Source organism: Vibrio sp. Vb0667 (assembly GCF_033391095.1).
Map to the genome: position 1 here is coordinate 36,476 of NZ_JAWPOL010000001.1, position 25,708 is coordinate 62,183.

At 45.9% G+C, this 25,708-nt stretch carries 17 protein-coding genes and 1 tRNA gene; 8 read left to right on the forward strand and 10 right to left on the reverse strand.

Annotated elements, in window-relative coordinates:
• Nucleotides 1–1,137 precede the first annotated feature (1,137 nt).
• Nucleotides 1,138–1,476: a YggL family protein gene (locus tag R8269_RS00200; protein WP_005374208.1), complete on the reverse strand. Its 339-nt coding sequence runs from the start codon at nucleotides 1,474–1,476 to the stop codon at nucleotides 1,138–1,140.
• 266 nt (nucleotides 1,477–1,742) lie between these two features.
• Between R8269_RS00200 and R8269_RS00205 the strand changes: the two genes are divergently transcribed.
• Complete coding sequence (locus R8269_RS00205; protein WP_318222413.1) at nucleotides 1,743–3,779, forward strand: PhoX family phosphatase; 2,037 nt, start codon at nucleotides 1,743–1,745, stop codon at nucleotides 3,777–3,779.
• Nucleotides 3,780–3,897: 118 nt separating this feature from the next.
• On the opposite strand, the gene R8269_RS00210 is transcribed toward R8269_RS00205, so the two are convergent.
• Nucleotides 3,898–5,289 (reverse strand): glycoside hydrolase family 1 protein, encoded by a 1,392-nt coding sequence (locus R8269_RS00210; RefSeq protein ID WP_318222414.1) that lies wholly within the window; start codon nucleotides 5,287–5,289, stop codon nucleotides 3,898–3,900.
• 148 nt (nucleotides 5,290–5,437) lie between these two features.
• A complete protein-coding gene (locus R8269_RS00215) occupies nucleotides 5,438–7,498 on the reverse strand; it encodes a sensor histidine kinase (RefSeq protein WP_318222415.1) in 2,061 nt (686 codons plus the stop codon).
• A gap of 171 nt (nucleotides 7,499–7,669) precedes the next feature.
• Between R8269_RS00215 and R8269_RS00220 the strand changes: the two genes are divergently transcribed.
• Nucleotides 7,670–9,019, forward strand: coding sequence for a sigma-54 dependent transcriptional regulator (locus R8269_RS00220; RefSeq protein WP_318222416.1), 1,350 nt, complete (start codon nucleotides 7,670–7,672; stop codon nucleotides 9,017–9,019).
• A gap of 43 nt (nucleotides 9,020–9,062) precedes the next feature.
• Here R8269_RS00220 and R8269_RS00225 read toward each other — a convergent pair whose 3' ends face one another.
• Complete coding sequence (locus R8269_RS00225; RefSeq protein WP_005374203.1) at nucleotides 9,063–10,271, reverse strand: GGDEF domain-containing protein; 1,209 nt, start codon at nucleotides 10,269–10,271, stop codon at nucleotides 9,063–9,065.
• A 103-nt stretch (nucleotides 10,272–10,374) separates the two neighbouring features.
• Nucleotides 10,375–11,685, reverse strand: a complete 1,311-nt coding sequence (brnQ, locus tag R8269_RS00230) for a branched-chain amino acid transport system II carrier protein (protein WP_104980348.1) — start codon at nucleotides 11,683–11,685, stop codon at nucleotides 10,375–10,377.
• 836 nt (nucleotides 11,686–12,521) lie between these two features.
• Between brnQ and R8269_RS00235 the strand changes: the two genes are divergently transcribed.
• The 3 genes from R8269_RS00235 (at nucleotide 12,522) to lhgO (ending at nucleotide 16,979) form a co-directional block, all read left to right on the forward strand.
• The gene (locus R8269_RS00235; RefSeq protein ID WP_206957424.1) at nucleotides 12,522–13,532 is read left to right on the forward strand and encodes a TAXI family TRAP transporter solute-binding subunit; all 1,011 of its coding nucleotides are present in this window, start codon (nucleotides 12,522–12,524) and stop codon (nucleotides 13,530–13,532) included.
• An 88-nt stretch (nucleotides 13,533–13,620) separates the two neighbouring features.
• A complete protein-coding gene (locus R8269_RS00240; protein WP_206957425.1) occupies nucleotides 13,621–15,744 on the forward strand; it encodes a TRAP transporter permease in 2,124 nt (707 codons plus the stop codon).
• Nucleotides 15,745–15,752: 8 nt separating this feature from the next.
• Nucleotides 15,753–16,979 carry an L-2-hydroxyglutarate oxidase gene (gene lhgO / locus R8269_RS00245; RefSeq protein ID WP_053304664.1) on the forward strand — a complete coding sequence of 409 codons (1,227 nt, stop codon included), beginning with the start codon at nucleotides 15,753–15,755 and terminating at the stop codon, nucleotides 16,977–16,979.
• Between the two features lie 47 nt (nucleotides 16,980–17,026).
• Here the strand turns inward: lhgO and R8269_RS00250 are convergent, their stop codons facing one another.
• From R8269_RS00250 to R8269_RS00260, 3 genes are all read right to left on the reverse strand, one after another.
• The gene (locus R8269_RS00250) at nucleotides 17,027–17,431 is read right to left on the reverse strand and encodes a cystatin (protein ID WP_167415763.1); all 405 of its coding nucleotides are present in this window, start codon (nucleotides 17,429–17,431) and stop codon (nucleotides 17,027–17,029) included.
• A gap of 174 nt (nucleotides 17,432–17,605) precedes the next feature.
• Nucleotides 17,606–18,604, reverse strand: coding sequence for a cytochrome d ubiquinol oxidase subunit II (gene cydB / locus R8269_RS00255; RefSeq protein ID WP_167415762.1), 999 nt, complete (start codon nucleotides 18,602–18,604; stop codon nucleotides 17,606–17,608).
• 10 nt (nucleotides 18,605–18,614) lie between these two features.
• Nucleotides 18,615–20,003 (reverse strand): cytochrome ubiquinol oxidase subunit I, encoded by a 1,389-nt coding sequence (locus R8269_RS00260; protein WP_017635517.1) that lies wholly within the window; start codon nucleotides 20,001–20,003, stop codon nucleotides 18,615–18,617.
• A gap of 159 nt (nucleotides 20,004–20,162) precedes the next feature.
• Here R8269_RS00260 and R8269_RS00265 point away from each other — a divergent pair, with 159 nt between their 5' ends.
• Together R8269_RS00265 and R8269_RS00270 are read left to right on the forward strand one after the other, a co-directional pair.
• The gene (locus R8269_RS00265; protein WP_258477324.1) at nucleotides 20,163–21,407 is read left to right on the forward strand and encodes an NADH:ubiquinone reductase (Na(+)-transporting) subunit B; all 1,245 of its coding nucleotides are present in this window, start codon (nucleotides 20,163–20,165) and stop codon (nucleotides 21,405–21,407) included.
• 298 nt (nucleotides 21,408–21,705) lie between these two features.
• On the forward strand, nucleotides 21,706–23,106 hold the full coding sequence (locus R8269_RS00270) for a tryptophanase (protein WP_005384172.1): 1,401 nt from the start codon (nucleotides 21,706–21,708) through the stop codon (nucleotides 23,104–23,106).
• A 78-nt stretch (nucleotides 23,107–23,184) separates the two neighbouring features.
• On the opposite strand, the gene R8269_RS00275 is transcribed toward R8269_RS00270, so the two are convergent.
• Together R8269_RS00275 and R8269_RS00280 are read right to left on the reverse strand one after the other, a co-directional pair.
• Nucleotides 23,185–23,796 (reverse strand): DUF2913 family protein, encoded by a 612-nt coding sequence (locus tag R8269_RS00275; protein WP_017819727.1) that lies wholly within the window; start codon nucleotides 23,794–23,796, stop codon nucleotides 23,185–23,187.
• A 32-nt stretch (nucleotides 23,797–23,828) separates the two neighbouring features.
• Nucleotides 23,829–23,912: transfer RNA gene (locus tag R8269_RS00280), tRNA-Leu, on the reverse strand.
• Nucleotides 23,913–24,471: 559 nt separating this feature from the next.
• Between R8269_RS00280 and R8269_RS00285 the strand changes: the two genes are divergently transcribed.
• Entirely contained in the window at nucleotides 24,472–25,680 is a 1,209-nt protein-coding gene (locus R8269_RS00285; protein ID WP_017635515.1) for a NupC/NupG family nucleoside CNT transporter, read from the forward strand.
• Nucleotides 25,681–25,708 lie beyond the last annotated feature (28 nt).

A 25,708-nucleotide genomic window follows, 5' to 3' on the forward strand; every position in this document is an offset into this window, starting at 1 on the left:
TATCCTTGATTGTGGCTAAGTCCTTTAACCGAGTTCCTTGTTCATCGCCTTCCTAGCGGTGTCCATTCTTGCCTATCATCCTGACGGGCGAACTCTATCCTAGAGCTTAACTACATCCTTGCTGACAACTCATCCTAAGTTATCAAATCTTCATCCTGAAGATACCCAATCCTTTAGGCTTTTTTCCTGTTCCCGCCAACATCCTGTCGACAAATTGAGTATTGATGTTTTGCTGATTTGACTCAATTAACTTTTCTAAATTATTTTTACTTATTATTTTAAGTGAATTTAAATATTACTTTTAAATCATATATTTAATGTTTTTTCTGGCATTGCTCTTAGAGGTGATTAATCTATTTGCTTACAACTCTTGTAAGAGATCTCGCACAAGTTTGGTGGTGAATGTATTAATGTGCGCTTTTTGTTCCGAGTTCTGTGGATTGAACTGGATCACAATGCGTTAAAAGGGAGACGATAAAGATGAAAGTGAATTGATCTTGAGTAGAGATTTGTTTGAAAAGAAATAAAAATTCTTGCGGTTTTTATAAACAGTATGGTAAATCTGAAATGCCCACCTTGTTAATCCTTATTAAGATTCAATGACAGTATAAGTAGGGAACTTGATTGCCATTTTTCTGTCATATCTGGTGAGTAAGTTAACCGTGTCAGATAGATAATATGCCGTTTGCCAGTAAAAACATGCTGCAAGAAACCGGTAATTATCATTATGTTGTGAAATTGGTCACGGTTAAATGATTGGTTCCCTTATAGATTGAAGGGGATACGACCTTAGACAATAAGCTCCATGAGGAGCGTTACTTATATAAGATGAGGGACTTTACTATGAAAAAGACTAGAAGAGCTCAGCTACATCGTGTGCGTATTCAATACTGGAAAGACACGAAAGACGCACCAGCTAAAAAATCATAGTTAATTATACCTAAAGGCACGAGCTGGCTGTGGAACGCAGTTTCCCGTTGATTGCCAGCTCAAAAACACCACAATCACATTCACTCCGCGCAACTTCCCAACCCACCTATTTTTACTATCGCATTCTTCAAAAAATAAAAAAGCCAGTCTTAAGACCAGCTTTCTCTACCATTTATTGAGCTCTGCGTATTACAGGTTGCCCTTTAGTTACAGGTAGTTGGCGTCAACTAGTTCGCCCGCTTGCGCGCTTTTCACTTCTGGGCGTGCTTCTAACCATTTGATAACTTGCGCTTTCTGTTCTTCAGTCGCACTGCCGTAACGGTCAGTAGAACATAGGAAGCCTTCAAACAGTTCTAGACCACCGCCACCGAAGCAAAGACCAAGCTCGTCAATGTAGTCGATAAAGTCATCAACGAATGCATCGTAACGGTCGAAGTCGTTAATGTCTGTTTCACAGCTGATCTCGAAACCTAGGATTGCGAACTCACCTAAGAACAGCTTTTTACGGATACGACGGCTCTTGTTATCGATCTTGTCTAATTTCATGATTATCTCTCGTAGATGATTTGATTTCGTACACCTTATACCTTCTATCATACTTTAGCCCAAGTAAAATCAGAATGAAGCGATACAGTTGGTGATTATGTGACCAGAATTTAATTGCTTCGTTAGCTGTGTTGGTTGGTTTGCAGTATTGTTGAAACACAAGTTTCATATGTTTTAAGCACTTTTGTCATTTTTCTTATCCAAACTTCTTGCCGTTCAACTAATCACTTATTTATTAATTAAACTATAAGATCGGGAAAGTAAAAATGAGCAAGGAAACCTTTGACGCGACGCGTTATAACCAAAGTGAAAACAAACCATTTGAAGAAGTATTAGAAGCGAGCCTATCTCGACGCAGCATTCTGAAAGGTGGTTTAGGTATCAGTGCGATGACAGCGTTTGGTGCTTTCGGATTGGCTGGTTGTAACTCGTCTGACTCAGGGAGTACAGTAAGCAGTGGTTCGGGCGCATCTAAAGCCGTTCTTAACTTTGAATCTATCCCTGGCTCACTCACTGACGCAGTCTCAATTCCACAAGGCTACACCGCACAAGTACTAGTACCTTGGGGAACACCACTTAATGCACAAGGCAGCGCATGGCAAAATGATGGTACCAACACCAGTACCGATCAGTTAAATGCGCTAGGCATGCACCATGACGGCATGCATTTTTTCCCATTGAACGATAGCACTACAGATGGCTTGCTATGTATTAACCACGAGTACATCGACACATCAGCACTGCATCCAAACGGTCCGACGGTTGAAAATGGCGTACGTACCATTGTAGATGAAGTGCGCAAAGAGATTAACGCGCACGGTGTATCAGTGGTTCGCATTCAACTGGAAGACAACATGTGGAAGTTGGTTGATACCGACCCACTAAACCGTCGTTATACTGGTGCGACAGTCATGGATTTGTCTGGCCCGGTAGCCCACACATCTTTAACTGTCACTCGTTTCTCACCAGATGGCAGCCAAGCGCGTGGTACGTTAAACAACTGTGGCAACGGCTACACGCCGTGGGGCACGTACTTAACGTGTGAAGAGAACTGGCCAGGTTACTTTGTTAACGCCGGGACTCGTACAGAAGAGCAAGATCGCATTGGTGTCGATGACCAAAGCACTCGTTACCTATGGGAGACATTAGCAGGAAATGCAGAAGAGCGTCTTGATGAGTTCTCTCGCTTTAATGTGGCTCCAACAGGAGCAAGTGCGATGGATGATTACCGTAATGAAGCCAATGGTCACGGTTACATTGTCGAGATTGACCCTTACACGCAAAACTCACGTGCGAAGAAACGTACTGCGCTAGGTCGTTTCCGTCACGAGGGCTGTACTTTCGGTAAGCTTGAAGAAGGCAAACCAGTGGTATTTTATTCTGGTCACGATTCTCGCTTTGAATACCTATACAAATTTGAATCTGCGGCAGCGTGGGATCCAGCAGATGCTAACCCTGATAACCGCTTGGCGATGGGTGACAAGTACATGGACGAAGGCACACTGTATGTGGCGCGCTTCAATGAAGACAGCACAGGTACTTGGTTACCATTAACGCTTGATAGCGTAACAACCGCTGGTGGTACGTTAGCGGATCACTTTGATTCACTGGCTGAAATTATCATCAATACTGCGGGTGCGGCGGATTTAGTTGGGGCAACACCAATGGATCGACCAGAGTGGTGTACGGTTGATCCATTCACGGGTTCAGTATATTTAACATTGACGAACAATACGCGCCGTACAGAGGAAACTAACCCTGCAAATCCACGTTTGAACAACAAGTTTGGTCACGTAATCCGTTGGGATGAAGGCGAAGCAGCAACAGACTTCACGTGGGATATCTTTGTGTTTGGTTCTCCAGCAAACGGTGATGCGGACACTAACCGTTCGAGCTTGACCGAGCTTAACCAGTTTGCGAGCCCAGACGGCTTAGCGTTTGACCCTCGCGGTATTCTGTGGATTCAAACAGACAACGGTGCAGACGAAGTGACGTCTTACACCAATGACCAAATGCTTGCGGTTGTACCTTCTAAGCTGACGGATGAAAACGGCACACAAGAAGTGATCGGTGCAGAAAACCAAGCTGAGTTGAAACGTTTCTTTGTTGGCCCTAACGGCTGTGAAGTGACGGGCTTTACCATTAGCCCAGACTACAAGTCTCTGTTCGTGAACATTCAGCACCCAGGCAACTGGCCTTACAGCGACAATGCAGCAGAAGAAACACCTGCGGGGATGACACTGCGTCCACGTGCCGCGACGGTGGTTATTCGCCGTGAAGACGGTGGTGAAATTGGTGTTTAACCAATAGGTCATACGACTGAATATCGGGAATAAGAAAAGCCCTGCGTTTGCAGGGCTTTGTTTTTTCTATCTAAATACACATGCACTTTGTATCTAGGCTTGTATCTAGATAATAAGCTTAGTTTTTCAGCGAGCCGCCCGCAGTGCGAATCACATCTTGATACCAGAAGAAGCTCTTCTTACGTTTACGTTCTAACGTACCTTGACCATCGTTGTGGCGATCAACGTAGATGTAACCGTAACGTTTGCTCATTTCAGCGGTTGAGTTCGCGACCAAATCGATTGGTCCCCAACTGGTGAAGCCCATCAGCTCAACGCCATCCAAAATTGCTTCATGTGCTTGTACAAGATGGTCGTTCAAGTAAGCGATGCGGTAATCATCTTGAATCTCACCGTTTTCATCGATTTCATCACGCGCACCTAGGCCGTTTTCTACGACGAACAGTGGCTTTTGGTAGCGGTCGTGAAGGAAGTTCAGCAGAACACGCAGGCCTTTTGGATCGATCAGCCAGCCCCATTGGCTCTTTTCAAGGTATGGGTTTGGTACGCTATCGACGATGTTACCCACTTCTTTCTGTTTCGGATCCGCACTTGCACAGCCGCTTGCGTAGTAGCTGAATGAGATGAAATCGACACTCGCAGACGCAATTTCTTCTAAGTCGCCTGCTTCCATCTGAATTTCGATGCCGTTTTCACGGAAGTAACGCTTCATGTAGCCTGGGTACTGACCACGTGTTTGTACATCACCGAAGAACAACCACTTGTTGTTTTCATGCATGGCAGCCAGCACGTCATCAGGGTTACAGGTGTATGGGTAGTTGATTGCGCCAAGCAGCATGTTACCAATCTTGCCGTTGGGTACGATTTGCTGACACAGTTTTACCGCTTTTGCGTTGGCGACTAGTTGGTGGTGAATCGCTTGGTAAATCTCTTGTTCACTGGCGTCTTCTTGCAAACCAACACCAGTAAATGGTGCGTGTAGAGACATGTTGATTTCGTTGAACGTTAACCACAGCTTCACTTTGTCTTTGTAGCGTTCCAGCACGGTGCGGGCATAACGTTCGAAGAATTCGATGACGCGACGATCGCCCCAACCGCCATAGTTTTCAACCAGTGCGTAAGGCATTTCGTAGTGAGATAAAGTTACGAAAGGTTGGGTGTTATGCTCGGCAAGTTCGTCAAAAATTTTATCGTAGAACGCCAAACCTTCTTCGTTAGGTTCTAGCTCGTCACCGTTCGGGAAGATGCGGCTCCACGCTAAAGACAGGCGCAGACAGTTAAAGCCCATCTCTTTGAATAGCGCAATGTCTTCTGGGTAGCGATTGTAGAAGTCGATCGCCACGTCTTTGATACCCGGCGTACGCTCTTCACGAGTTTGATGCGGACTCAAAATACCGTTTGGCAGCATGTCTGATGTCGATAACCCTTTACCCCCAAGGTTGTACGCCCCTTCTACTTGGTTTGCAGCAATGGCACCACCCCAAAGAAAATGTTCAGGAAACTTAATCATGCTTCTCACTCTTTATATTTAGGAAATGTTTGTGGATTTATTGCTTGAGAATAGTGTAGGAGACACCTCGATACTTGTATCGAGATCGTATTTTTCTCAAACAGCGGGGATGCTTAGTTCTAATGATGATTTTGTAATCAATATCAACCTAGGCTGATTTGAACAATAGAGTGAAAGTCAGCCCATTTTGTTCATTCTTATGCACGGTAATTTGTCCGTTCATATCACGCATATTGTTGGCCGTAATCGCTAAACCCAGCCCCAATCCTTCACCAATTTTCTTTGAGGTTTGGAAGGGTTCGAACATGGATTCGAGCATCTCATCCGACACGCCGCAGCCATTATCACTGACGATCAGTTCGACCCGATTAACGGTTGGATTGACGATCAAGTTGAGCTGCGGGTTGGTGGTGTTGTTCATTGCGTCTAGCGCATTTGAGACAAGATTACCGAGCACCTGAAGCAGTCGTTGTTCTTCGCCCATGATGTTAGGTAAGTCATGAGGAACTCGAACACGCACATCCACTTTGTCTAATTGGGTTTGATAAACGCGTAAGGTCTCTTCGAGTGCGGAGGTAAGAGAAATTGCTTGTAGGCTTTCTGGTTTGTTATAGGCAAACGTCTTTAGCTGACTAGTCATGCTTGCCATGCGATCAATGAGCTTCTGCACCAATACGTTGTTAGCTTTCATCATCTCGGTTTCACCGCGTTCTGCTAACAGTTCGTTTGTTGTGAGCAGGGTACGCAAGCCTGTCAGTGGTTGATTGAGCTCATGAGTGATCGCGCTCGACATGCGACCCAAAGCGGCCATTTTGCTCGATTCAATCAACTGGCTTTGCGCTTCTTTTAGCGCTTGAGTACGCTCTTCTACCCGTTGCGCCAGTTCTTGGTTGACCTGTTGCAGCGATTGCTCGGCTTTTTTCCGCTTACTGATGTCTATGATCGTTGCAAGGAAGTACTGCTCGCCATGCCAAGGGAAACTGGTCAGTGAGAACAAGACAGGGAAGACGCTTCCGTCACTGCGTCTGGCAATGGTTTCGACCGTGCTGATCTCTGCGAGCTCTTTATGTTTAGGTAAATCCTTAAGCAACTTGAGTGTGGTGGAGTTGGGATTGCCTGCGTCGAATAACTCCCAAGCAAAAGCATGTCGATTGACGCTTTCTGGTAAACAGAACAAACGCTTCGCCATTGGGTTGAGATCGAACAGTTGCCCTTGTTCATCAATCAATAGCAAACCAACGTGGGTCTTATTGATCATCTGTTTCAAGCGGCGTTGAGACTCTTCCAACAGGGCTTGAATTCGCTGTTGATTGATGTGCTTTTGGCGACGTTGTAAGCCAATGATGACGAGTAATACAGCCAACAAGAGCAGCGCCGCTACGCTCCAACCAATCACGTTGATGGTTTGTTGAATCGGCTTAGAAGGGGTGAGGTAGCTGACGTACCAATTCAAATCATCCAATTTAACGGTGTGCGCAAAATAACGTTGCTGGTTAAGTGTCCACACACTGATATTGGTGTTGTCGTATAAGCGCTGCGTTTCTAACTGAACGGTGTTGCTCGGTTCGTTAAACCAGTCTGCGTTATAAAGCGAGCTGCTTGATAGGAAAAAGCGTTGCTGGCGATTTTGCAACGTAATGATGTCTTGGCTGGTAATGGTCTGTTCGGTCAACAGGCTGAGGTTGATTTGCACCACGACAATACCTGCGATATCCAAACCATCATAGATAGGGGCTGCAAGATAATACAACGGGCTCGAACCTTTGGTTTTGTTCACCAAGGAAACCCCACCGCCTTGATTGTGAATTTGTTCCACAATGGCTTTTCGGTCAGACAGGCTAAAGCGCTCTTCGATTAAACTCGAGACCAATACTTCGCCAGAGTTAGACAGGATTAGCCAACCTTCAGTATTGGCGGCTTTATCGAGTTGAGTCAGTTGGGTTTGCAACGGTTCGTAATAAGTCAGATTCCCTTTCACAAACGCGATGGTTTCTGGATTGTTGGTGACGAGGTAAGGCAGGTGATAGAAGCGTTTAAGTGCACGACGAACTTCACCAATATAGTCGAGCAGTTTTTGTTGAGCTTCGGTTTGAGTTTGTACGCTCAACCATTGACGAGCAACCTCTCTGCTGGCGCTATAACAAGACAACATCAGCACTGCTGCAATTACGACCACAAGCCAAGTTTTGCCATTCCTTTTGCGCTGCATACTGACTCCGTTCAGCTAGTGCGTTCTCACCGAGAGTCATTAAAGAGTGCGCCTAACTGGTTGGATGTTAAAGACTTGTAAGCAAGAAGTGAGATCTAGCTCCTTTTCTCCTCAGTGGTTTTTGCTACCGTTAGCAAAGAGCGATTTCTATTCCACCTACGGTAGTAACTCATGGCTTTTGACGACACCCCTAAAATTGCACTTATCGAAGACGATGACATTGTTCGTCAGGCTACCAGTCAGTGGCTGCAACTCGCGGGGTTCGACGTGACCGCGTTTAGTTTGGGGGAGGAGGGCAAAGCCGCCATTCTTAGCCAAGAATTTGATGCGATTGTCAGTGATGTTCGCCTGCCGGACACCGACGGCTTGTCGATACTAGAAAGCCTGATTGCCAATCACATTCCAACGCCGGTTATCTTGATCACCGGACATGGTGATGTCGATATGGCAGTTGGGGCGTTGCAAAACGGTGCGTTTGATTTTATCGAGAAACCTTTCCAACCTGAGCGCCTATCCCAGCGAGTGACCGATGCGGTCGAGAGTTATCGCGCACAAACGTCTACTCAAGATCGCCAAGAGTATCTATCTAGCGTTAGCGGCTTAGAAGAAATGCTGATTGGCCGAAGCCGAGTGATGCAACAGCTTAGAGAACAAGTAGCCAAGTTAGCACGCATTGATACTAACGTGATCATTTACGGCGAAACAGGTTGTGGTAAAGAGCTGGTGGCGACCAGTTTGCATAATGAAAGCCAACGCAGATCCTATCATTTTGTGCCAATCAACTGTGGCGCTATTCCTGAGAACCTGTTTGAAAGTGAGCTGTTTGGGCATGAAGCAGGGGCATTTACCGGAGCGGGTAAAAAGCGCATTGGTAAGTTGGAATACGCGGATAAAGGCACTTTATTCTTTGATGAAATCGAGAGTATGCCGCTGTCTATGCAGGTGAAAGTGTTGCGTTCATTGCAGGAACATACGGTTGAGCGCGTTGGGGGTAATCAGCAGATCTCGGTTGATTTGAGAGTGATCGCCGCCGCGAAAGAAGATCTCAATGATCATGACGAGTTTCGTCAGGATTTGTACTATCGTCTTAATGTGGCGCAGATCTATTTGCCACCGCTACGTGAGCGAGAAGAAGACGCGTTGATCTTGTTCGAACACTTTGCTCTGAAAAGTAACCCTGAGAGCCGCCCACTGAGTGAAGCCGATAGAAAGGCCATTCTTGCTTACTCTTGGCCTGGTAACGTACGTGAGCTTAGGAATGTAGCGATGCGTTTTGCATTGGATGAAACCGTCTCCGTAATGGAAATTCTCTCCAGTCGACCATCCTCAACAACCGAAGAGACGCATGCGGGCGTGCCGTTGGCGATTCAGCTACATAACTTTGAACGTAAGGTGCTACATGATTCTTTAGTCAGGCATCATGGACGCATCAATGAGGTGATGCAGGAGTTGGATTTACCACGTCGAACCCTTAACCAAAAGATGCAGAAGTTTGGTTTGAATCGCTCCGACTATACTTAGTACGATTTCTAGCTAATGTAAAATCATTGGCATAACAAACATGTTATGCGCTTTTGGCAGGAGCTGGGACAAACTTATAATTTAGGTCTTTACCTTCTCCAAACAAGGTAACGAGGTTCCTTCCAGTATGTTTAGAGCTATATAGCGCTTCGTCTGCTTCAGCAAGCGCCTCTTGAAGTGATTGCCCTTCAGATAACTGACTGATACCAAAGCTCATGGTCACTTCAGTTTTAAATGATTGCAAAGCGGTTTCAGTTTCGACCGCAAGGCGAATTTGCTCTGCGACAATTTTGGCTTGCTGTGCTTTTTCGAGCAAAACAATCATGAACTCGTCACCACCAAATCGCACAATGCAGGCGGACTCAGGAAGATGCTTTTTAAAAATAGTGGAGATCGTTGCCATGACGGAGTCGCCAACCGTGTGACCATAGTGATCATTAATCGCTTTGAACTTGTCTACATCAGTCATAATAATGCTGATTGCTTGGCTTTTTTTATGTGCTTTACTAACCAAGTTTGGAACGATTTCTTCCATGGCTCGACGATTATATAGCCCTGTGAGTGCATCTAAATGAGAGAGATCATTAATGGATTGCACCAAGCGTCCGTTAATTAACCATAGCATACTAAAGCTCAAAGCAACGATCAGGCAGATGCTAAATAAGAAAGTCAGCTGATGGATAAGGCCTGCGACCATAAAACTTGGTAACTCACCTGAAAAAGTACTCCAAAGCGCCCTAAATCCCATAAAAAAACTAAATCCAAAGAAAGAGTAAGCCATTGCTTTAACAGGGAGCTTTAAGTCCTTTTGGGTACCTTTAAGCATGGCGACACCACTAAAGAAGGTGACGATACAAATATACATGCTCAGATAAATAATGCGGCTTTTGATAGAAGGGTCATGGAAGGTGAAATAGTAAAATGAACCACTGAAAACAGGTGTTAACAAGGTAAGACAGTGAGCCAATTTTAAAGGGTATTGACGAAAAATGCTTACGCTATATAGCGTAAGCAAGAAGCCGACTAATATGAGAGTGTTGGCTATGACGATGGTCAGCCAGTCTGGCGCAGAGCCTCTAAAGCCAAGTAAAAAAGGGCCTAAACCAATAAAAAGTAGTGATATCGAGAAGGTTTTTAGGCCTTTGACTCTACCCTGAGTGTATTGATAACAAAGCAGACTAATAGAGTAAATGCAAGAGAACAGAATAACGATAAAGTTCAGTGTTCTGATGTCTAGATACTGATTATCCATAGGCGACCCATATCAATCTTTCATTCAGGCAACTCCTTTGCCTGATATCAATAAGCGAGCTACATAGTAACGCACTTATTGAGCGATGTCTTATGTTAAACGGCTATTCATTCACCAGCTCGAATTGTTCGGTTTGGTTGGTTTTCGTCGTAAACAGCAGACCAACAATCATCATAAATACGCTAGGCACAATCCAGCTAGCAAAGTCATTGTACAGAGGCATGTAATTACCCATCCACTCATCAGTGGAACTTGGCATGTAACCTAGGATGTGCAGCGCATCAACACAACCAAACATTAGAGCAGTGAACGCGGTTGCGACGACCATGATTTGCGACATCTTGTCGCGCACCGGTGCCATGATCATCAACGCAATCGCTACTGGGTGAAGCGCCACAACCGCTGGTAATGTGATAGCCAATAGTTGCTCTAGACCTACGTTGGCGATCAAACCAGCCAATACCATGGTCGTGATAACGCAGCCTTTGTAGTTCACTTTGCTGAAAGTGTTGTCGTAAAACTCACTGCCTGCTGTGGTTACGCCGATAGCAGTAGTCAAACACGCCAATACCATCACGGCACCTAGTAATAGTGAGCCAAATGCGCCGAAGTGGCTGAAGGTGAATGCCGTTAAAATGTCGCCACCATTGCTGAACTCAGAACCCAAGTATGAGCTTGTCGAACCAATGTAAGCCAATGAGATGTAAACAAATGCCATGGCAACCGCGTACATCAAAGCTGCGATTAGCGTGTATTTTGCGGTGGCTTTCGGGCAATCCACACCCATGCTGCGAATCGCGCGGAAGATAATCCAACCAAAACCGATAGAACCTAATGCATCCATGGTCATGTAACCTTGGGTTAAGCCTTCAGCAAATGCGCCAGATACGTATGGTCCCGTTGCGGCAGTTAGCTCACCTGCAGGAGAAACCAAAGCCGTCACAGACATGATGATCAAGATTGCCATCAAGGCAGGCGTTAAGATCTTGCCTAGGTTGTCGACCAACTTACCCGGATATAGAGCAAATAGAATGGTGATAGCACAGAAGGCAATAGTGAAAGGCACCAAAGCGGCATCACCAAACATTGGCGCAAAGCTGAATTGATAAGCGACGGTAATCGCACGTGGGATTACGAACGCAGGGCCAATCACAATAAATACCATCACCCAAAAACTTGTCGCCAAAGGTTTAGGCAGGGCAGCGGTTAATTTGTCTGAACCGTTTACGATAGCCACCATCACCAGTGCCATCGCAGGCAGACCAACACCCGTTAAGAGGAAGCCAGACATCCCGCTCAGAAAGTTTTCACCTGCTTGGTAACCCAAAAATGGAGGGAAGATCAGGTTACCTGCGCCTAAGTACATGGCGAAAGTCATGAAGCCCAAAGCGGCGATATTGCGTGCGCTTAACATTGTTATTCCTCTTATGTTTCGCTTGGAAGAAACTGAAAGGAATGGGAGGAGTATGTGGTGTTCCCGTCAGCTTCTTCTCAAGCTGACAGAAAGTTTAGATATAGCCTGTCAGCTCTGAATCAGTTTCAGAGAGAGCAGGAGGATCGCAGCAGCAACGCCAGATGGGCGTTTTAAAGCGAATTGTAATTGCGCAGTTGCTGACATGGGTGATCCTTAAAGACGAAAAAATACCAAGGAATATGTTTGCCTTGGTGTGTTGTTACACTAACGAACATAGGGCCATTGGCACAACCCCGAAGTAGAAAATAAGTTGATACGGTCAATGTTTGTTTCTGAACTGGTGGATCGAGCTGCTTTTTAAATTCAAAATTAGAATAAATGACTTTTCATTTCTGTAACATGGCTTGCTTTGCTGTATTTTTGTGCTATTTGAAGTCGTTTAGGCTATAAACCTTAGCTGATAAAGTGAGCAGTTTAGAATGATACGCTTTTTCTTCTTATTGTTAAGATGCTCATTAGCTGCAGTTCAATCCAAAATTGCATCGGCAAAATATTGCTTATTAGTGAATCGTGCATTTATTTTGTCTTGATCACATTTTATTAACCTTTTGCGATCTAGGCGTACAACCTTCTCATCTTAGATAGGCAAGATCTTGCTCATTGCTTTGCTATCAAATCAGCAGAATCTTGCTCATTTTTGATGTCTTTCAGCTCTTAGTTCAATAAATACAAAGGTTTAAAAGTTGGCATTTCAATTGCTCTAGGGAATGTGTTGTTAATAAAGGTTTAACATGATGTAAATCCCCAATCGTGAAACGACTACACGGAGAGTAATAATGAAAATGAATAAGCTGGTAAAAGCTTTGGCTGTCGCTGTGACTTCTTTTGGTATTGCTGCTAACGCTGCGGCAGAAGATCGTAGCTACATTCTTGCAACGGCATCGACAGGTGGTACTTACTACCCTGTGGGCGTAGCGTTGGCGACGTTAAGCAAAGTGAAATTGGCACCAAAGCACCACTTCTCCCTTTCTGCAATCAGCTCTGCGGGCTCTGGTGAAAACGTCAAACTACTGAACGAAAACGAAGCACAGTTCGCGATTCTGCAAGGTCTTTACGGTGCATGGGCTTGGTCTGGTGAAGGTCCTTATGAGAAGAGCGGTCGCCAAGAGCAGTTGCGTTCGGTCTCTATGCTGTGGCAAAACGTTGAGCACTTTATTGTTCGCTCTGACCTAGCAAAAACGGGCACAGTGACTGACCTGAACAACCTAGATGACAAGAAGTTCTCTATCGGTAAGAAGAACTCAGGTACTGAGAACTCTGGTCGCCAAATCATGAAAGGTCTGAAAGTAGATCCTGATAAATTCAACCTTGCTTACATGGGCTACGGCGGTAGTGCGAGCGCACTTCAAAACGGCACCATTGACGGTATGAACACGCCTGCGGGTGTACCTGTTGGTGCGGTTACTCAAGCTTTTGCTGCGTTGGGTAAAGACATTTCGATCCTTTCGTTTACTGACGAGCAAATCAAAGAGGCGAACGGCAACTACAACCTATGGACGAAGTACGAGATCCCTGCGAACACGTATCCAGGTCTAGATAAGCCGATCACCACCATTGCACAGCCTAACTTCTTGGCAGTTCGTGAAGATATCTCGGAAGAGGACGTTTACCAGCTAACCAAAGCGATCTACGAGAACCTGCCTTTCCTACAAGGTATTCATAAAGCAACCAAAGCAATGGCAATTGAGAAAGCAATTGCAGGCTTGCCAGTGCCTCTTCACCCAGGTGCGGTGCGTTACTACAAAGAAATGGGCATCGAAATCCCATCAGACCTAATGGCGAAATAACGCCAACTTCGCCCCGAGTTTCGGCTCGGGGCATTTTATCCCTACCGATTTCTAAGATGGAAAAAGCCGCCAGAGCTTGGAGTATGAGATGAGCGACTCAATAGAAAAGGAATTGCAGAAATTTGAGCTGCCCACGCGCACTGATTTTCCGTGGGTAACCACCACAATCACAGTGTTTGGCGTGGTGTTGTCTGCTTTGCACATTTGGTTTAATACCTTATCGACGTTACCAGAGTTATGGATTTCCGCGACCCACTTTGCTGGCTTTGCGGTGATTTGTGCGCTTTGTTATCCGGCTCATATCTCTCTTAAGCAGAGTAAGATTGCACTCGGCATCGATGTGTTAATTGCCATGGGCGCAGTCGCGTGTTTGCTCTACATTCCCTATGCCGAAGATGCGCTGTATGAACGTGGCGTCAAGTTCGTGACCAGCGATTGGGTCTTCGCCATCATGGCAATCCTGATTGTGATTGAGCTTATCCGACGCACCATGGGTTGGTTTATTCCAGTGCTGATTGTGGTGTGTTTAAGCTACGTTGTGCTTTGGGGTAAGTGGGCGACAGGTATTTTCCACTTCCCGGGTTTGAGCATGGAAACCTTGCTCTACCGTAGCTTCTATTCTTCTGAGGGCATGTTTGGCTCTATCTCGCGCATCAGTTGGACTTTCGTATTCATGTTCATTCTGTTTGGTGCGTTTCTTGTGCGCTCTGGTGTCGGTGATTACATCATCAATGTGGCACGTGCTGCGGCTGGCAAAATCATTGGTGGTCCCGGTTTTATCGCAGTGATTGGCTCGGGATTGATGGGCTCAGTATCTGGATCTAGTGTGGCAAATACGGTTTCAACTGGTGTTATCAGTATTCCTTTAATGCAAAAAGCAGGTTTCCCTTCGCGCTTCGCGGCGGGCGTTGAAGCTGCGGCGTCGACAGGTGGTCAGTTGATGCCACCTGTGATGGGAGCGGGTGCTTTCATAATGGCGTCTTACACGCAAATTCCTTATGTTGATATTATTGCCGTTTCTTTCATTCCTGCTCTTATCTATTTCTTGTCTGTGGCGTTCTTTGTGCGTATTGAAGCCAAACGCAGCGGCGTTCAAAAAATCACGACAAGTGATGAATCTCTATTAAAAGTGCTGATCAGCGGTTGGCACAACCTTATCCCACTGGCGGTATTGGTCACTTTGTTGGTTCAAGGTTTTACACCGACTTACGCTGCAGGTTTGTCAATCATTTCTGTGGTGGTGGCTTCTTGGTTCTCGAAAGATCATAAGATGGGACCAAAAGCGATCATCGAAGCGCTATCGCAAGGTGCAAAGAACATGGCGACAACCGCCGTATTGCTGGTGGGTATCGGTTTGGTGATCAACGTGATCAGTACAACTGGCATCGGCAACACCTTCTCACTGATGATCGACGGTTGGGCGAATGGCGACTTGTTCATCATGATCGTTCTGATTGCGCTCGCTTCTCTTGTTTTAGGTATGGGTTTACCTGTGACAGCGGCGTATATTGTATTGGGTACTCTGTCTGCCCCTGCGCTTTACAAGTTAATTGCCGAAAACCAATTGCTTGAATTGATGGTGTCGGGTCAATTGCCTGAACAAGCAAAAGCTATCTTCATGTTGGCGGCGCCAGAAAAGTTGGAACTGCTTAATGCACCAATGGCGTTGGAAACCGCGAAAGAAATGGTGGCGCTAGTACCTGCGGACTTTATGGAAACCCTACTAGAGCAAAGTTTGGGTATGGAAGCGGTAGGCTTGGCATTGCTGGCTGCTCACCTCATCATCTTCTGGTTATCGCAAGACAGTAACGTAACGCCTCCAGTGTGTTTGACCGCATTTGCAGCGGCAACCATCGCGAAAACACCTCCAATGCGTACCGGCCTGATGGCGTGGAAAATCGCTAAAGGTTTGTATCTTGTACCGCTACTTATTGCCTATACAGGCTTGGTCAGTTGGGATGTGACGTCGGTAATTACCGTAGGCTTCTTTGCCATCATCGGTACCTATGCATTGATTGGTGCGATTGAAGGCTACTTGGAAGGTCCTCTAAACATTCTGACGCGTCTCTTGTTGGTAGTGGTGGGTACATTGCTGGTTTGGCACGATATCCCAATGTTGGTTCGTGTGGCAAGCTGCGCGGTATTTGTCGCGGTGTTCATTTACAGTGGTCGCAAGTTCAAATTGCAACAATCTCAACTATCGGTTTTATAAGAGGTCGTATGAAATCAGTCTATGACTACATCATTGTTGGTGGCGGTATCGTTGGTGTGTCGACAGCATGGCAACTACAGCAACGTCATCCAGACAAATCCATTTTATTGGTTGAGAAAGAGTCCGGTTTTGCCCAGCACCAAACCGGACACAATAGCGGCGTGATTCATGCCGGGGTGTACTACGCACCGGGCAGCTTAAAAGCGGATTTTTGTAAGCGTGGGGTAGAGCGAACCATTTCGTTCTGCGCCGAGCACGATATTCCGGTGGAGAACTGTGGCAAGTTACTGGTTGCGACCAATGAGCAAGAAGTCGAACGCATGAATGCCCTCTATGAGCGCTGCCATGTCAACGGCATCGACGTAAAGCTACTCGATGAAGTTCAACTTAAACTGGCTGAACCAAACATCACGGGATTGGGCGCGATTTATGTCAAAACCACCAGTATTGTGGACTATCGTTTGGTCACTGAGCAGATGGCGGAAGAGTTCAAAAAGCTCGGCGGTCAAATCAGCTTGAGAACCAAAGTGGTGGCTGCCGAAGAGAAGGACGAAGAAGTTCAACTGACCTGTATTTCAGACGGTCAAACCATGCAGCTCAATGCTAAGTTCTTGGTTACTTGCAGCGGCTTGATGGCGGATCGCATGACGAAGATGATGTCTATTCCGACCGATTTCCAAATCATCCCTTATCGTGGTGAATACTACCGCTTAGATAGCAAACACGACCAAGTGGTGAATCATCTTATTTATCCAATTCCCGACCCTGATTTGCCATTCTTGGGCGTCCACCTGACTCGCATGATTGATGGCAGTGTGACCGTAGGTCCAAATGCGGTGCAAGGCTGGAAGCGAGAAGGGTACGACAAGGTTAACTTCAGCTTGCAAGATACCATGCAAATGCTGAGCTTCTCCGGTTTCTGGAAGGTGACACAAAAGCATCTAAAAACCGGATTGGATGAGTTTAAGAACTCGTGGTGGAAGCCGGGCTATCTCAAGCTGGTCAATAAATACTGCCCAAGCATCAAGGTAGACGATCTCAAACCATATCCTGCGGGTATTCGTGCGCAAGCGGTGTTATCCGACGGAACCTTGGTTCATGACTTCTTGTTTGCCGAAAGCGCCAGAAGCCTGCACGTTTGCAACGCCCCCTCTCCTGCAGCGACATCTGCAATGCCTATTGGAGAGTACATTTGCGATAAAGTGAATGAAAAGATAGAGGCGAAAACGGTATAAAACAAAGGCGACGTAACTGTCGCCTTTATTGTATTTGAATCTGGGAATTAGGAGTTGCCATCTTTAGGGCAGAGTTCCCCTTTCTTGGCGTGTCTTTCTATCATGTAATCGCCTCGGGCACTGTGCAATACAATTGCATTCCAGACCTGACCATCTTGCAACTCGAACTCAAACGCATAATGGGTGCCGCCGACCATTTTGGTTCTCACCTCATGAATTGCTTTCAATTTATCATCGGCATTCATTTGATAAAGCACCATGTTGAGTGAGCGTCTGGCGTCAGGAGTTGCCTCAGCAAGTTGCCAACGGCCCTGCTCGTTTGTTGCGGAGCAAATAGACCGCATTTTACTTTTCATGGCGGATGACATCTGCTTGTCTACGGCCAAAGCATTTGGTGAAAACAGTGGAACCGTCAAAGGAATCAAAGTTACCAGAAACCGCTTTAAGGTCATAAAAACACTCCGTTGTTTTACTCTTGCTTGAGTATAGACCTCAATGGCTTCAGATGTGGTGCAGTAGACTCTGGGCCTACAATATCGCAGTTCGTATCAACGAACTGATGATAAACAAGGCGACCACGCTTACCAGCCAAATGCCAATGAACCACAAAATGGGTTTTAGTTTCATCAGTGATATCCTTCTCCACGTTTAATCTTGCCGCGGAAAACCCAGTACGAATAAGCCGTGTAGGCTATGATCAGAGGAAGTAATACCACCGCACCGGCAAGTAAAAATGCCAAACTCTTATCTGGCGCGGCGACGTCTTGATAAGTGAGTGCGAATGGGACCAAGTAAGGGAATGTACTGACACCGAAACCCATCGCGGACAAAAGAAACAGGCCGATCGCAAGAACGTAGGCTCGGACGGCTTTGTGGTCGAGTAAGGCTTTGAATAGCTGCCAAATAAGTGCCGCTGCAATAATTGGTAATATGAAAAACAGTAGCGAGTTTGGTAATGAGAACCAACGTTCAAATACGATATTTTGGCTCAATGGCAGCCACAAACTGGCGATGAATATACAGGCTACCATCGCTAGCCCCCATCGTCGCGCGACCACGTAATAGCGCCCCATCAGCTCTTCTGGAAGCTTGATTAATAACCAGCATGAACCGAGCAGAATATAAGCACAAACAAGCGCCAAGCCACAAAATACGCCAAATGGCGAAAGCCAATCAAACCATCCACCTGCGTATGCTCGTTCACTAACCTCTATACCTTGGAGCAGGGTTCCGAGCATAATGCCTTGCATCAATGCCGCGGTGAGTGAACCAATGAAAAAAGCGCTATCCCATAAAAACTTTCCGCGTTGTGTTCGGAAGCGATACTCAAAAGAAACCCCGCGCAGAATTAACCCGAGCAGCATTAAAATCAGAGGAGCATAGAGTGCTGGCATAATGACCGCGTAGGCGAGGGGGAACACGGCAAAAAGCCCACCACCGCCAAGAACTAGCCAAGTTTCATTCCCATCCCAAACAGGAGCGATGCTGTTCATCATCATGTCGCGCTCTTCATCGTCATTAGCGCTGAGGAATAGGATACCAATACCGAGATCAAAGCCATCTAACACGACATAAATCAGAACAGAGAGCCCAATCAAAGCGTACCAAATTAATGCGTAATCCATGAGTTAGCTCCTAGGTTAGATGGTTAGAATGTGTGATGGCATCAGTTTTCGTGCCATCAGGAAGTCGGCTATCTAGACCTTCTTCATATCGAGTTGGAGACTTGCGCATCAAACGTAGGAGATAGAAGAAGCCAGCTCCAAAAACCACAAAGTAAACCACGATGAACGCCGTCAGGGAGACGCTCACCGCGGCGGCATCAATAGGCGATGCCGAATTGGCTGTGGTTAAAAGACCGTATACGGTGTAAGGCTGTCGACCGACTTCGGTGGTTATCCAGCCTGCTAAAACTGCAATGAACCCCGCAGGGGCAAACAGGACACAAATACGTTGAAGTGCCCTTGAATCAAATAGTTTGCGACGCTTTCTTAGCCATAGGCTCCACAAACCAATAACAAGCATGCCAAAACCAAGCGCGACCATTACTCGGAAAGACCAGAAAACGATAGAGACAGGAGGGTGTTCCTCCTCTGGAAAAGCATCTAATCCCTTCACTTCACCGTTGAGGTCATGAGTTAAAATCAAACTACCGAGTTTGGGGATTTCCAGTGCGTATTCCATACGTTTTTCTTCATCGTTAGGGATACCGAAGAGGATCAATGGCGCGCCTTGGTGAGACTCATAGTGCCCTTCCATCGCGGCGACTTTGGCGGGTTGATGTTCAAGGGTGTTTAATCCATGCATGTCTCCAGCAACGATTTGAATTGGTGTCACGATGGCAGCCATCCACATTGCCATCGAGAACATAATTCTGGCTAGAGGGTTATGGTTTGCTTTTAGTAAGTGATAAGCGGCAACGCCAGCTACAACAAAGGCAGTAGTAAGGTAAGCGGCGAGCAACATATGAACGAGCCGGTAAGGAAAAGAAGGGTTGAAGACAATCGCCCACCAGTCTTCTGGGATAAACTGTCCGGCTTCGTTGATACTGTAGCCCGCTGGTGTTTGCATCCAACTATTAACCGAAAGTATCCAAAAAGCAGACAAAAACGTCCCGAATGCGACAATACAAGTCGCGGCGAAGTGAAGCTTCTTACCCACCTTATCCATACCGAAAAGCATCACGCCTAAAAACCCAGCTTCGAGGAAAAACGCAGTAAAAACTTCATAACCCATTAGCGGGCCTAGGATTGGGCCTGTTTTGTCGGCAAACACGCTCCAGTTAGTACCGAATTGATAGCTCAACACGATGCCACTCACCACACCCATACCAAAACTGATGGCAAAGATTTTGAGCCAGTACTTATAGATTTGCATGTACTGTTTGTTGCCCGTTTTTAAGTACAAGCCCTCTAATACAGCGAGATAACTTGCCAAACCAATCGTAAAAGCTGGAAAAATAATGTGGAAAGAGACAGTAAAGGCAAATTGGAATCTAGCTAGGTCAATGGCGAGTGTGTCCATGAGCGGTCCCTTTTTCGTTGGATAAACTGTTCGCCGGATTTAAAGAGGAGACAGAAGAGTGGCGAACAAGGTGAAGTACGAAGAAGGAAGACGAAGAGATTAAAAAACGATCGCTTTTTACACATGTGCGTACCATCTTTTAGATAAAGGAGGAGCGTTATGAGCCTTAAACACTACTTTGAGAAAGCGACACCTAAGTTTGGTCCAGGTGGGAAGTATCACAAGTTCTACCCATTGTTCGAAGCTGTCGAAACCATTTTTTACACGCCTGGTAAGGTAAACCAAGGCATGACTCACGTTCGAGATAGCATCGATTTAAAACGTATTATGATCATGGTGTGGCTGGCGGTCTTCCCTGCCATGTTCTGGGGTATGTACAACATAGGCCAGCAAGCGAGTGATGCCTTGTTGTATGGAATGGATCAAGCCTCAGCTCAGCAAGCGCTTGTTTCTTCATGGCAACTGAGTTGGGTATGGGGCTCGTTAGATGCGGTTTCACAAGCGGGGTGGGGAAGTAAAATGTGGCTTGGTGCTACTTACTTTCTCCCGGTTTATGCGACGGTGTTTATCGTTGGTGGTTTCTGGGAAGTTCTGTTTGCTATTGTGCGAAAGCATGAGGTGAACGAAGGTTTTTTTGTCAGCTCTATACTCTTTGCGCTGATCCTTCCTCCGACAATTCCACTGTGGCAAGCGGCTTTAGGTATCACTTTCGGTATTGTTGTGGCGAAGGAGATTTTCGGTGGTACTGGACGAAACTTCCTAAATCCAGCTTTAGCAGGGCGCGCGTTCTTATACTTTGCCTATCCTGCCAACATGTCAGGTGGTGCGGTATGGGTCGCGGTTGATGGTTACTCTGGCGCTACTCCACTTAGCCAATGGTATGAAGGTGGGCAAAGTGCCTTGATAAATAATATGACAGGACAAACAATTTCATGGGGAGATGCTTTTGTTGGTAATTTACCAGGCTCGATGGGTGAAGTCTCCACGTTGTTGATCGCACTAACAGGCTTGGTTCTCATCTTTATGAAGATTGCATCGTGGAGAATTGTTGCGGGCGTGTTGGTCGGTTTAATCGGAGCTTCACTACTATTGAATGCGATCGGTTCAGACTCTAACTCCATGTTCTCCATGCCGTTCTACTGGCACTTCGTGATTGGTGGGGTTGCGTTTGGTACCTTCTTTATGGCGACAGACCCTGTCTCGGCAGCTTTTACCAATAACGGGAAATGGGCATACGGACTATTAATCGGTGTGATGACGATTTTTATCCGAGTGTTGAACCCGGCTTATCCAGAAGGCATCATGTTAGCGATTCTATTTGCTAACTTATTCGCGCCACTTTTCGATTACCTAGTCAAAGAAAGTAATATCAAACGCAGAATGAAAAGGGCGAGACCTTCTTAAAATGAGGGTAACCTCACTGAAAATTGATTGAAAACTGCACTATATTGAAAAGGTCAGAGACATGGGGTTTCTGGCTTTTTATTTTTATCAGGAGGACGAAGACGATGAGAATAAAGGATATTCTCGATAGCCGTTTGGTGCTGTCGTTCTGGTATAACCTAGACTACTGCTTGTCTCTTCTTAGTAAAATCTCTTCTCGTTGATTTCCTCAATGCAATCGCATTGAAAAGCATTCTATCTATTTGTTTTTTAGTCTTACGTGAAACTGCGTAGGGCAATGCGTATAAGGAAGTTAACAATGAAACGTATTCCAGAACCTTTCCGTATCAAAATGGTTGAGCCAATCAAAATGACGACTTTGGCAGACCGTGAAGTCGCGTTAAAAGAAGCGGGCTATAATCCATTTCTTCTTCGTAGTGATGATGTTTATATCGATTTGCTGACTGACTCTGGCACTGGTGCCATGAGTGATAATCAGTGGGCTGGCATCATGATGGGGGATGAATCCTATGCGGGGAGTCGAAATTACTACAACCTGTGTGATGCAGTGGAGCACTTCTTCGGTTATAAGCTCACCGTGCCTGCACACCAAGGGCGTGGTGCCGAGCAAATTTTGTTCCCCGCTTTGATTGAGCGTATGCGTCAGGTGCGTGGTGGCGAAACGCCAGTATTTATCTCGAACTACCATTTTGATACCACAGCGGGTCACATTGAACTCAATGGCGGTAAAGCGATTAACGTGGTAACGGAAGAAGCATTCGACACCACTACGCCTTATGATTGGAAGGGCAATTTTGATATCGATAAGCTGGTGGCAACAATTGAAGCGCACGGTTCGCATAACATCTGTGCAATTATCACCACGATTACTTGTAATAGCTCCGGTGGTCAGCCTGTGTCGATGGAAAACATGCGCAGTGTGTACGAGATTGCAACCAAGTACGATATTCCAGTGGTGATTGACTCGGCTCGTTACTGTGAGAACGCCTACTTTATCAAGCAGCGTGAAGCGGGTTACGAGAATAAATCGATTCTGGAAATCATCCGTGAGATGTACCAGTACGGTGATATGCTCACCATGTCAGCTAAGAAAGACCCGATGGTAAACATTGGTGGCATGTGTTGTATTCGTGATCATAAGGAGTTGTTCCAGGCGGTGCAGACGCGCTGCGTACCCATGGAAGGATTTGTAACATACGGCGGCATGGCTGGGCGTGATATGGAAGCGCTCGCTCGCGGTTTGTATGAAGCCGCGGATGAGGATTTTCTTCACTATAGAATTAGCCAAGTTCAATACTTAGGTGAGCGCTTACGTGAAGGCGGTATTCCGATTCAATACCCAACGGGTGGTCATGCGGTGTTTGTGGATGCCGCTAAGATTTTGCCACATATTCCAGCGGATCAGTTTCCTGCGCAGGTATTGTGTAATGCTTTGTACTTGGAAGCGGGTATTCGAGCAGTAGAGATAGGATCGTTGCTGCTTGGTCGAGATCCGGAAACGGGTAAACAAAAAGCGTCAGAGCTTGAGTTGATGCGTTTGACCATTCCACGTCGTGTCTACACAAACGATCATATGGATTACATTGCGGATGCGATTATCGAACTGAAAAATCGTGCACATGAGTTAAAAGGGCTCACTTTCGAGTACGAGCCACCAGTGCTGCGCCACTTTACTGCTCGATTTAAAGAGATCGATTAACTCAAGTTTAAATCTAGATAAGCAAAAGGCCGCGAGTTTCACGGCCTTTTTCGATTCGTTTATTTCTTAGCGTTACAGTTACGCTAACTCTAATGTGATGCGAACGAACTGGTCGTCTTGATACTGCACTTCATAATTGAAGGTACCACTGGCGTAAATGCTGCCAAGGAAAAGTGAGCGTTGACTCATTGGTCCGCGGAACAGCATCGAAATAGGAGCGATTAGGGCGTTATTATCATCGAAGTGCTGATTTAAGTTCTCAGAAAGCACACACAGCAAACAGCCGTGTTGGTCGTGAGATAAGTCGACGTCTTCCGGTCGCGATAATAACACGGTAGTCCCCAGTTTCTTCTCAATCTCGTTGATCAGCAGCAAGTAGCTATCTAGATCGGGTTGAGGGTTGCTGGGTTTGTCTGCACCGACGCAGCGCTCGAGTAATACTTCCAGATTTCCGTTCTCACCTTTTGCCTGCTGAGTCAAAGACTTTAACGGCTTTTTAATCAGCTTATAGCGATTACTCTTCAGTTTTGGTTTCAGCCATTTCTGAAGTAAGTCATTACGTTCTTTAAGGGAGAGGCCATGCGAGGACGCGTGAATTTTAAAGTGCAGGTGTAATAAAGCGTGAACCGCAAGCTCACTCAGAAGTTGATTAGCATCTGTAGACTGTCTTGCCTGCTTAGAACTTTGCATTACACTCGAACAAAATTAGGGAAGAAGGATAATGGTGCCGAGAGAGGGACTCGAACCCTCACACCAAAGGCACTAGCACCTCATGCTAGCGTGTCTACCAATTTCACCATCTCGGCATCATGATGCTCTGAATACTCAGAGGCCTCGAAAGAAGCAACGCGAATTATAACCAAAATCCACCTGTTGGCGAGAGCAAAATGACGAATTTTGGCTCTTTCGAGTTTGATTGCATATTTATTGGTCACTTTTATGTTTTTTACCATCAACGCCTATCCTCATTTCCTTACTTTTACTAATGGTATGACGATAAAAGAGTGCTTTTGCCTAAATTTTGAACGCTTGAACGTTTGCGTAAATAAATGTGATGAATATCTCTTTTTGTTGGCTATACTTGCGTCCCGTTTAAGCGGGAATTAGGGTTTAGTTGTTCAGGACCCTTACCCATACAAGCCGTCACATGGAGCAGGCCAAGCAACATGCTCGCCAGCAGTGAATGACCCCACGGACCGGACCAGCTACGTTCAATTGCTTGTATAAGGTAAAAATAAGATGTCGAACTATTCGTTCTGTCTACATTCTGGATCTAAAAGTGAGTTATCACTCGCTGCGTTGTCCCTTTCTTCTGCCAATTCCTTTGGCTCTTTTTTCTTTTTCAACGTTTAGTAGGTCCAGCTCATGAGTGTTCTATTTAGTCTATTTGGTATTGTTGCACTGCTAGGTTGTGCTTTCCTACTTTCTGAGGGTCGTTCTTCCATTAATTGGAAAACTGTATCTCGCGCCTTGATGCTACAAATGGGGTTTGCTGCGTTAGTGCTCTATTTCCCGTTGGGTCAAGCGGCGCTGGCGAGTTTAAGTAATGGTGTCGCGGGGCTACTCAGCTTTGCTGATGAAGGGATTAAATTCCTCTTTGGTGACCTCGCTTCTTCTGGCTTTATCTTCGCTATTCGTGTCCTTCCTATCATCATCTTCTTCAGTGCTCTTATCTCCGCCCTTTACTATTTGGGCATTATGCAAAAAGTGATTCAATTTATTGGCGGCGCTATCCAGAAGTTCTTGGGTACGAGTAAAGCAGAGTCTTTGGTTGCAACAGGGAACATTTTCTTATCTCAAGGCGAGTCACCACTTCTTATTCGTCCATTTCTTTCTAACATGACTCGCTCTGAACTGTTTGCTGTGATGGCTGGTGGTATGGCTTCAGTGGCGGGCAGTGTGCTTGGTGGTTATGCTGGTTTGGGGGTCGACCTCAAATACTTGATCGCGGCAAGCTTTATGGCAGCGCCAGGTAGTTTGATGATGGCAAAAATTATCGTTCCTGAGCGTCAAACGCCAAGCGATTACAACAATATTGAGCTAGATAAATCAGAAGAAAGCAACGTAATTGATGCGCTAGCAAGCGGTGCTATGGGCGGTATGAAAGTTGCTGTTGCTGTTGGTACCATGCTTATCGCTTTCGTGAGTGTTATCGCGATGGTGAACACGGGGCTAGAAAACTTGGGTGAGATACTTGGTTTCTCTGGCGTAACGCTACAAGCGATTTTTGGTTATTTGTTTGCACCTCTCGCATGGTTGATTGGTGTGCCAAGCCACGAAATCCTAGCTGCGGGTTCATACATTGGTCAGAAAGTGGTGATGAATGAGTTTGTTGCGTTTATCGATTTTGTGCAGCACAAAGCGACACTGTCTGAGCATACTCAAATTATTATCACTTTTGCGTTGTGTGGTTTTGCGAACATTGGCTCAATTGCGATTCAGTTGGGTTCTATCGGCGTGATGGCACCTGAGCGCCGCAAAGATGTTGCAAGTCTAGGCCTAAAAGCGGTTGCTGCTGGTACACTCGCTAACCTGATGAGTGCGTGCTTAGCGGGCATTTTTATCTCTCTCTAATTTAGATTGAAGATACACACTAAAAACC

What these genes read in the sequence shown, in the direction of transcription:
- lhgO (WP_053304664.1), top strand. Translation starts at nt 15,753, where the DNA reads ATGAAATCAGTCTATGACTACATCATTGTTGGTGGCGGTATCGTTGGT.
- R8269_RS00205 (WP_318222413.1), top strand. Translation starts at nt 1,743, where the DNA reads ATGAGCAAGGAAACCTTTGACGCGACGCGTTATAACCAAAGTGAAAAC.
- R8269_RS00215 (WP_318222415.1), bottom strand. Translation starts at nt 7,498, where the DNA reads ATGCAGCGCAAAAGGAATGGCAAAACTTGGCTTGTGGTCGTAATTGCA.
- cydB (WP_167415762.1), bottom strand. Translation starts at nt 18,604, where the DNA reads ATGGATTACGCATTAATTTGGTACGCTTTGATTGGGCTCTCTGTTCTG.
- R8269_RS00260 (WP_017635517.1), bottom strand. Translation starts at nt 20,003, where the DNA reads ATGGACACACTCGCCATTGACCTAGCTAGATTCCAATTTGCCTTTACT.
- R8269_RS00285 (WP_017635515.1), top strand. Translation starts at nt 24,472, where the DNA reads ATGAGTGTTCTATTTAGTCTATTTGGTATTGTTGCACTGCTAGGTTGT.
- brnQ (WP_104980348.1), bottom strand. Translation starts at nt 11,685, where the DNA reads ATGTTAAGCGCACGCAATATCGCCGCTTTGGGCTTCATGACTTTCGCC.
- R8269_RS00210 (WP_318222414.1), bottom strand. Translation starts at nt 5,289, where the DNA reads ATGATTAAGTTTCCTGAACATTTTCTTTGGGGTGGTGCCATTGCTGCA.
- R8269_RS00265 (WP_258477324.1), top strand. Translation starts at nt 20,163, where the DNA reads ATGAGCCTTAAACACTACTTTGAGAAAGCGACACCTAAGTTTGGTCCA.
- R8269_RS00225 (WP_005374203.1), bottom strand. Translation starts at nt 10,271, where the DNA reads ATGGATAATCAGTATCTAGACATCAGAACACTGAACTTTATCGTTATT.
- R8269_RS00270 (WP_005384172.1), top strand. Translation starts at nt 21,706, where the DNA reads ATGAAACGTATTCCAGAACCTTTCCGTATCAAAATGGTTGAGCCAATC.
- R8269_RS00275 (WP_017819727.1), bottom strand. Translation starts at nt 23,796, where the DNA reads ATGCAAAGTTCTAAGCAGGCAAGACAGTCTACAGATGCTAATCAACTT.
- R8269_RS00235 (WP_206957424.1), top strand. Translation starts at nt 12,522, where the DNA reads ATGAAAATGAATAAGCTGGTAAAAGCTTTGGCTGTCGCTGTGACTTCT.
- R8269_RS00200 (WP_005374208.1), bottom strand. Translation starts at nt 1,476, where the DNA reads ATGAAATTAGACAAGATCGATAACAAGAGCCGTCGTATCCGTAAAAAG.
- R8269_RS00250 (WP_167415763.1), bottom strand. Translation starts at nt 17,431, where the DNA reads ATGACCTTAAAGCGGTTTCTGGTAACTTTGATTCCTTTGACGGTTCCA.
- R8269_RS00220 (WP_318222416.1), top strand. Translation starts at nt 7,670, where the DNA reads ATGGCTTTTGACGACACCCCTAAAATTGCACTTATCGAAGACGATGAC.
- R8269_RS00240 (WP_206957425.1), top strand. Translation starts at nt 13,621, where the DNA reads ATGAGCGACTCAATAGAAAAGGAATTGCAGAAATTTGAGCTGCCCACG.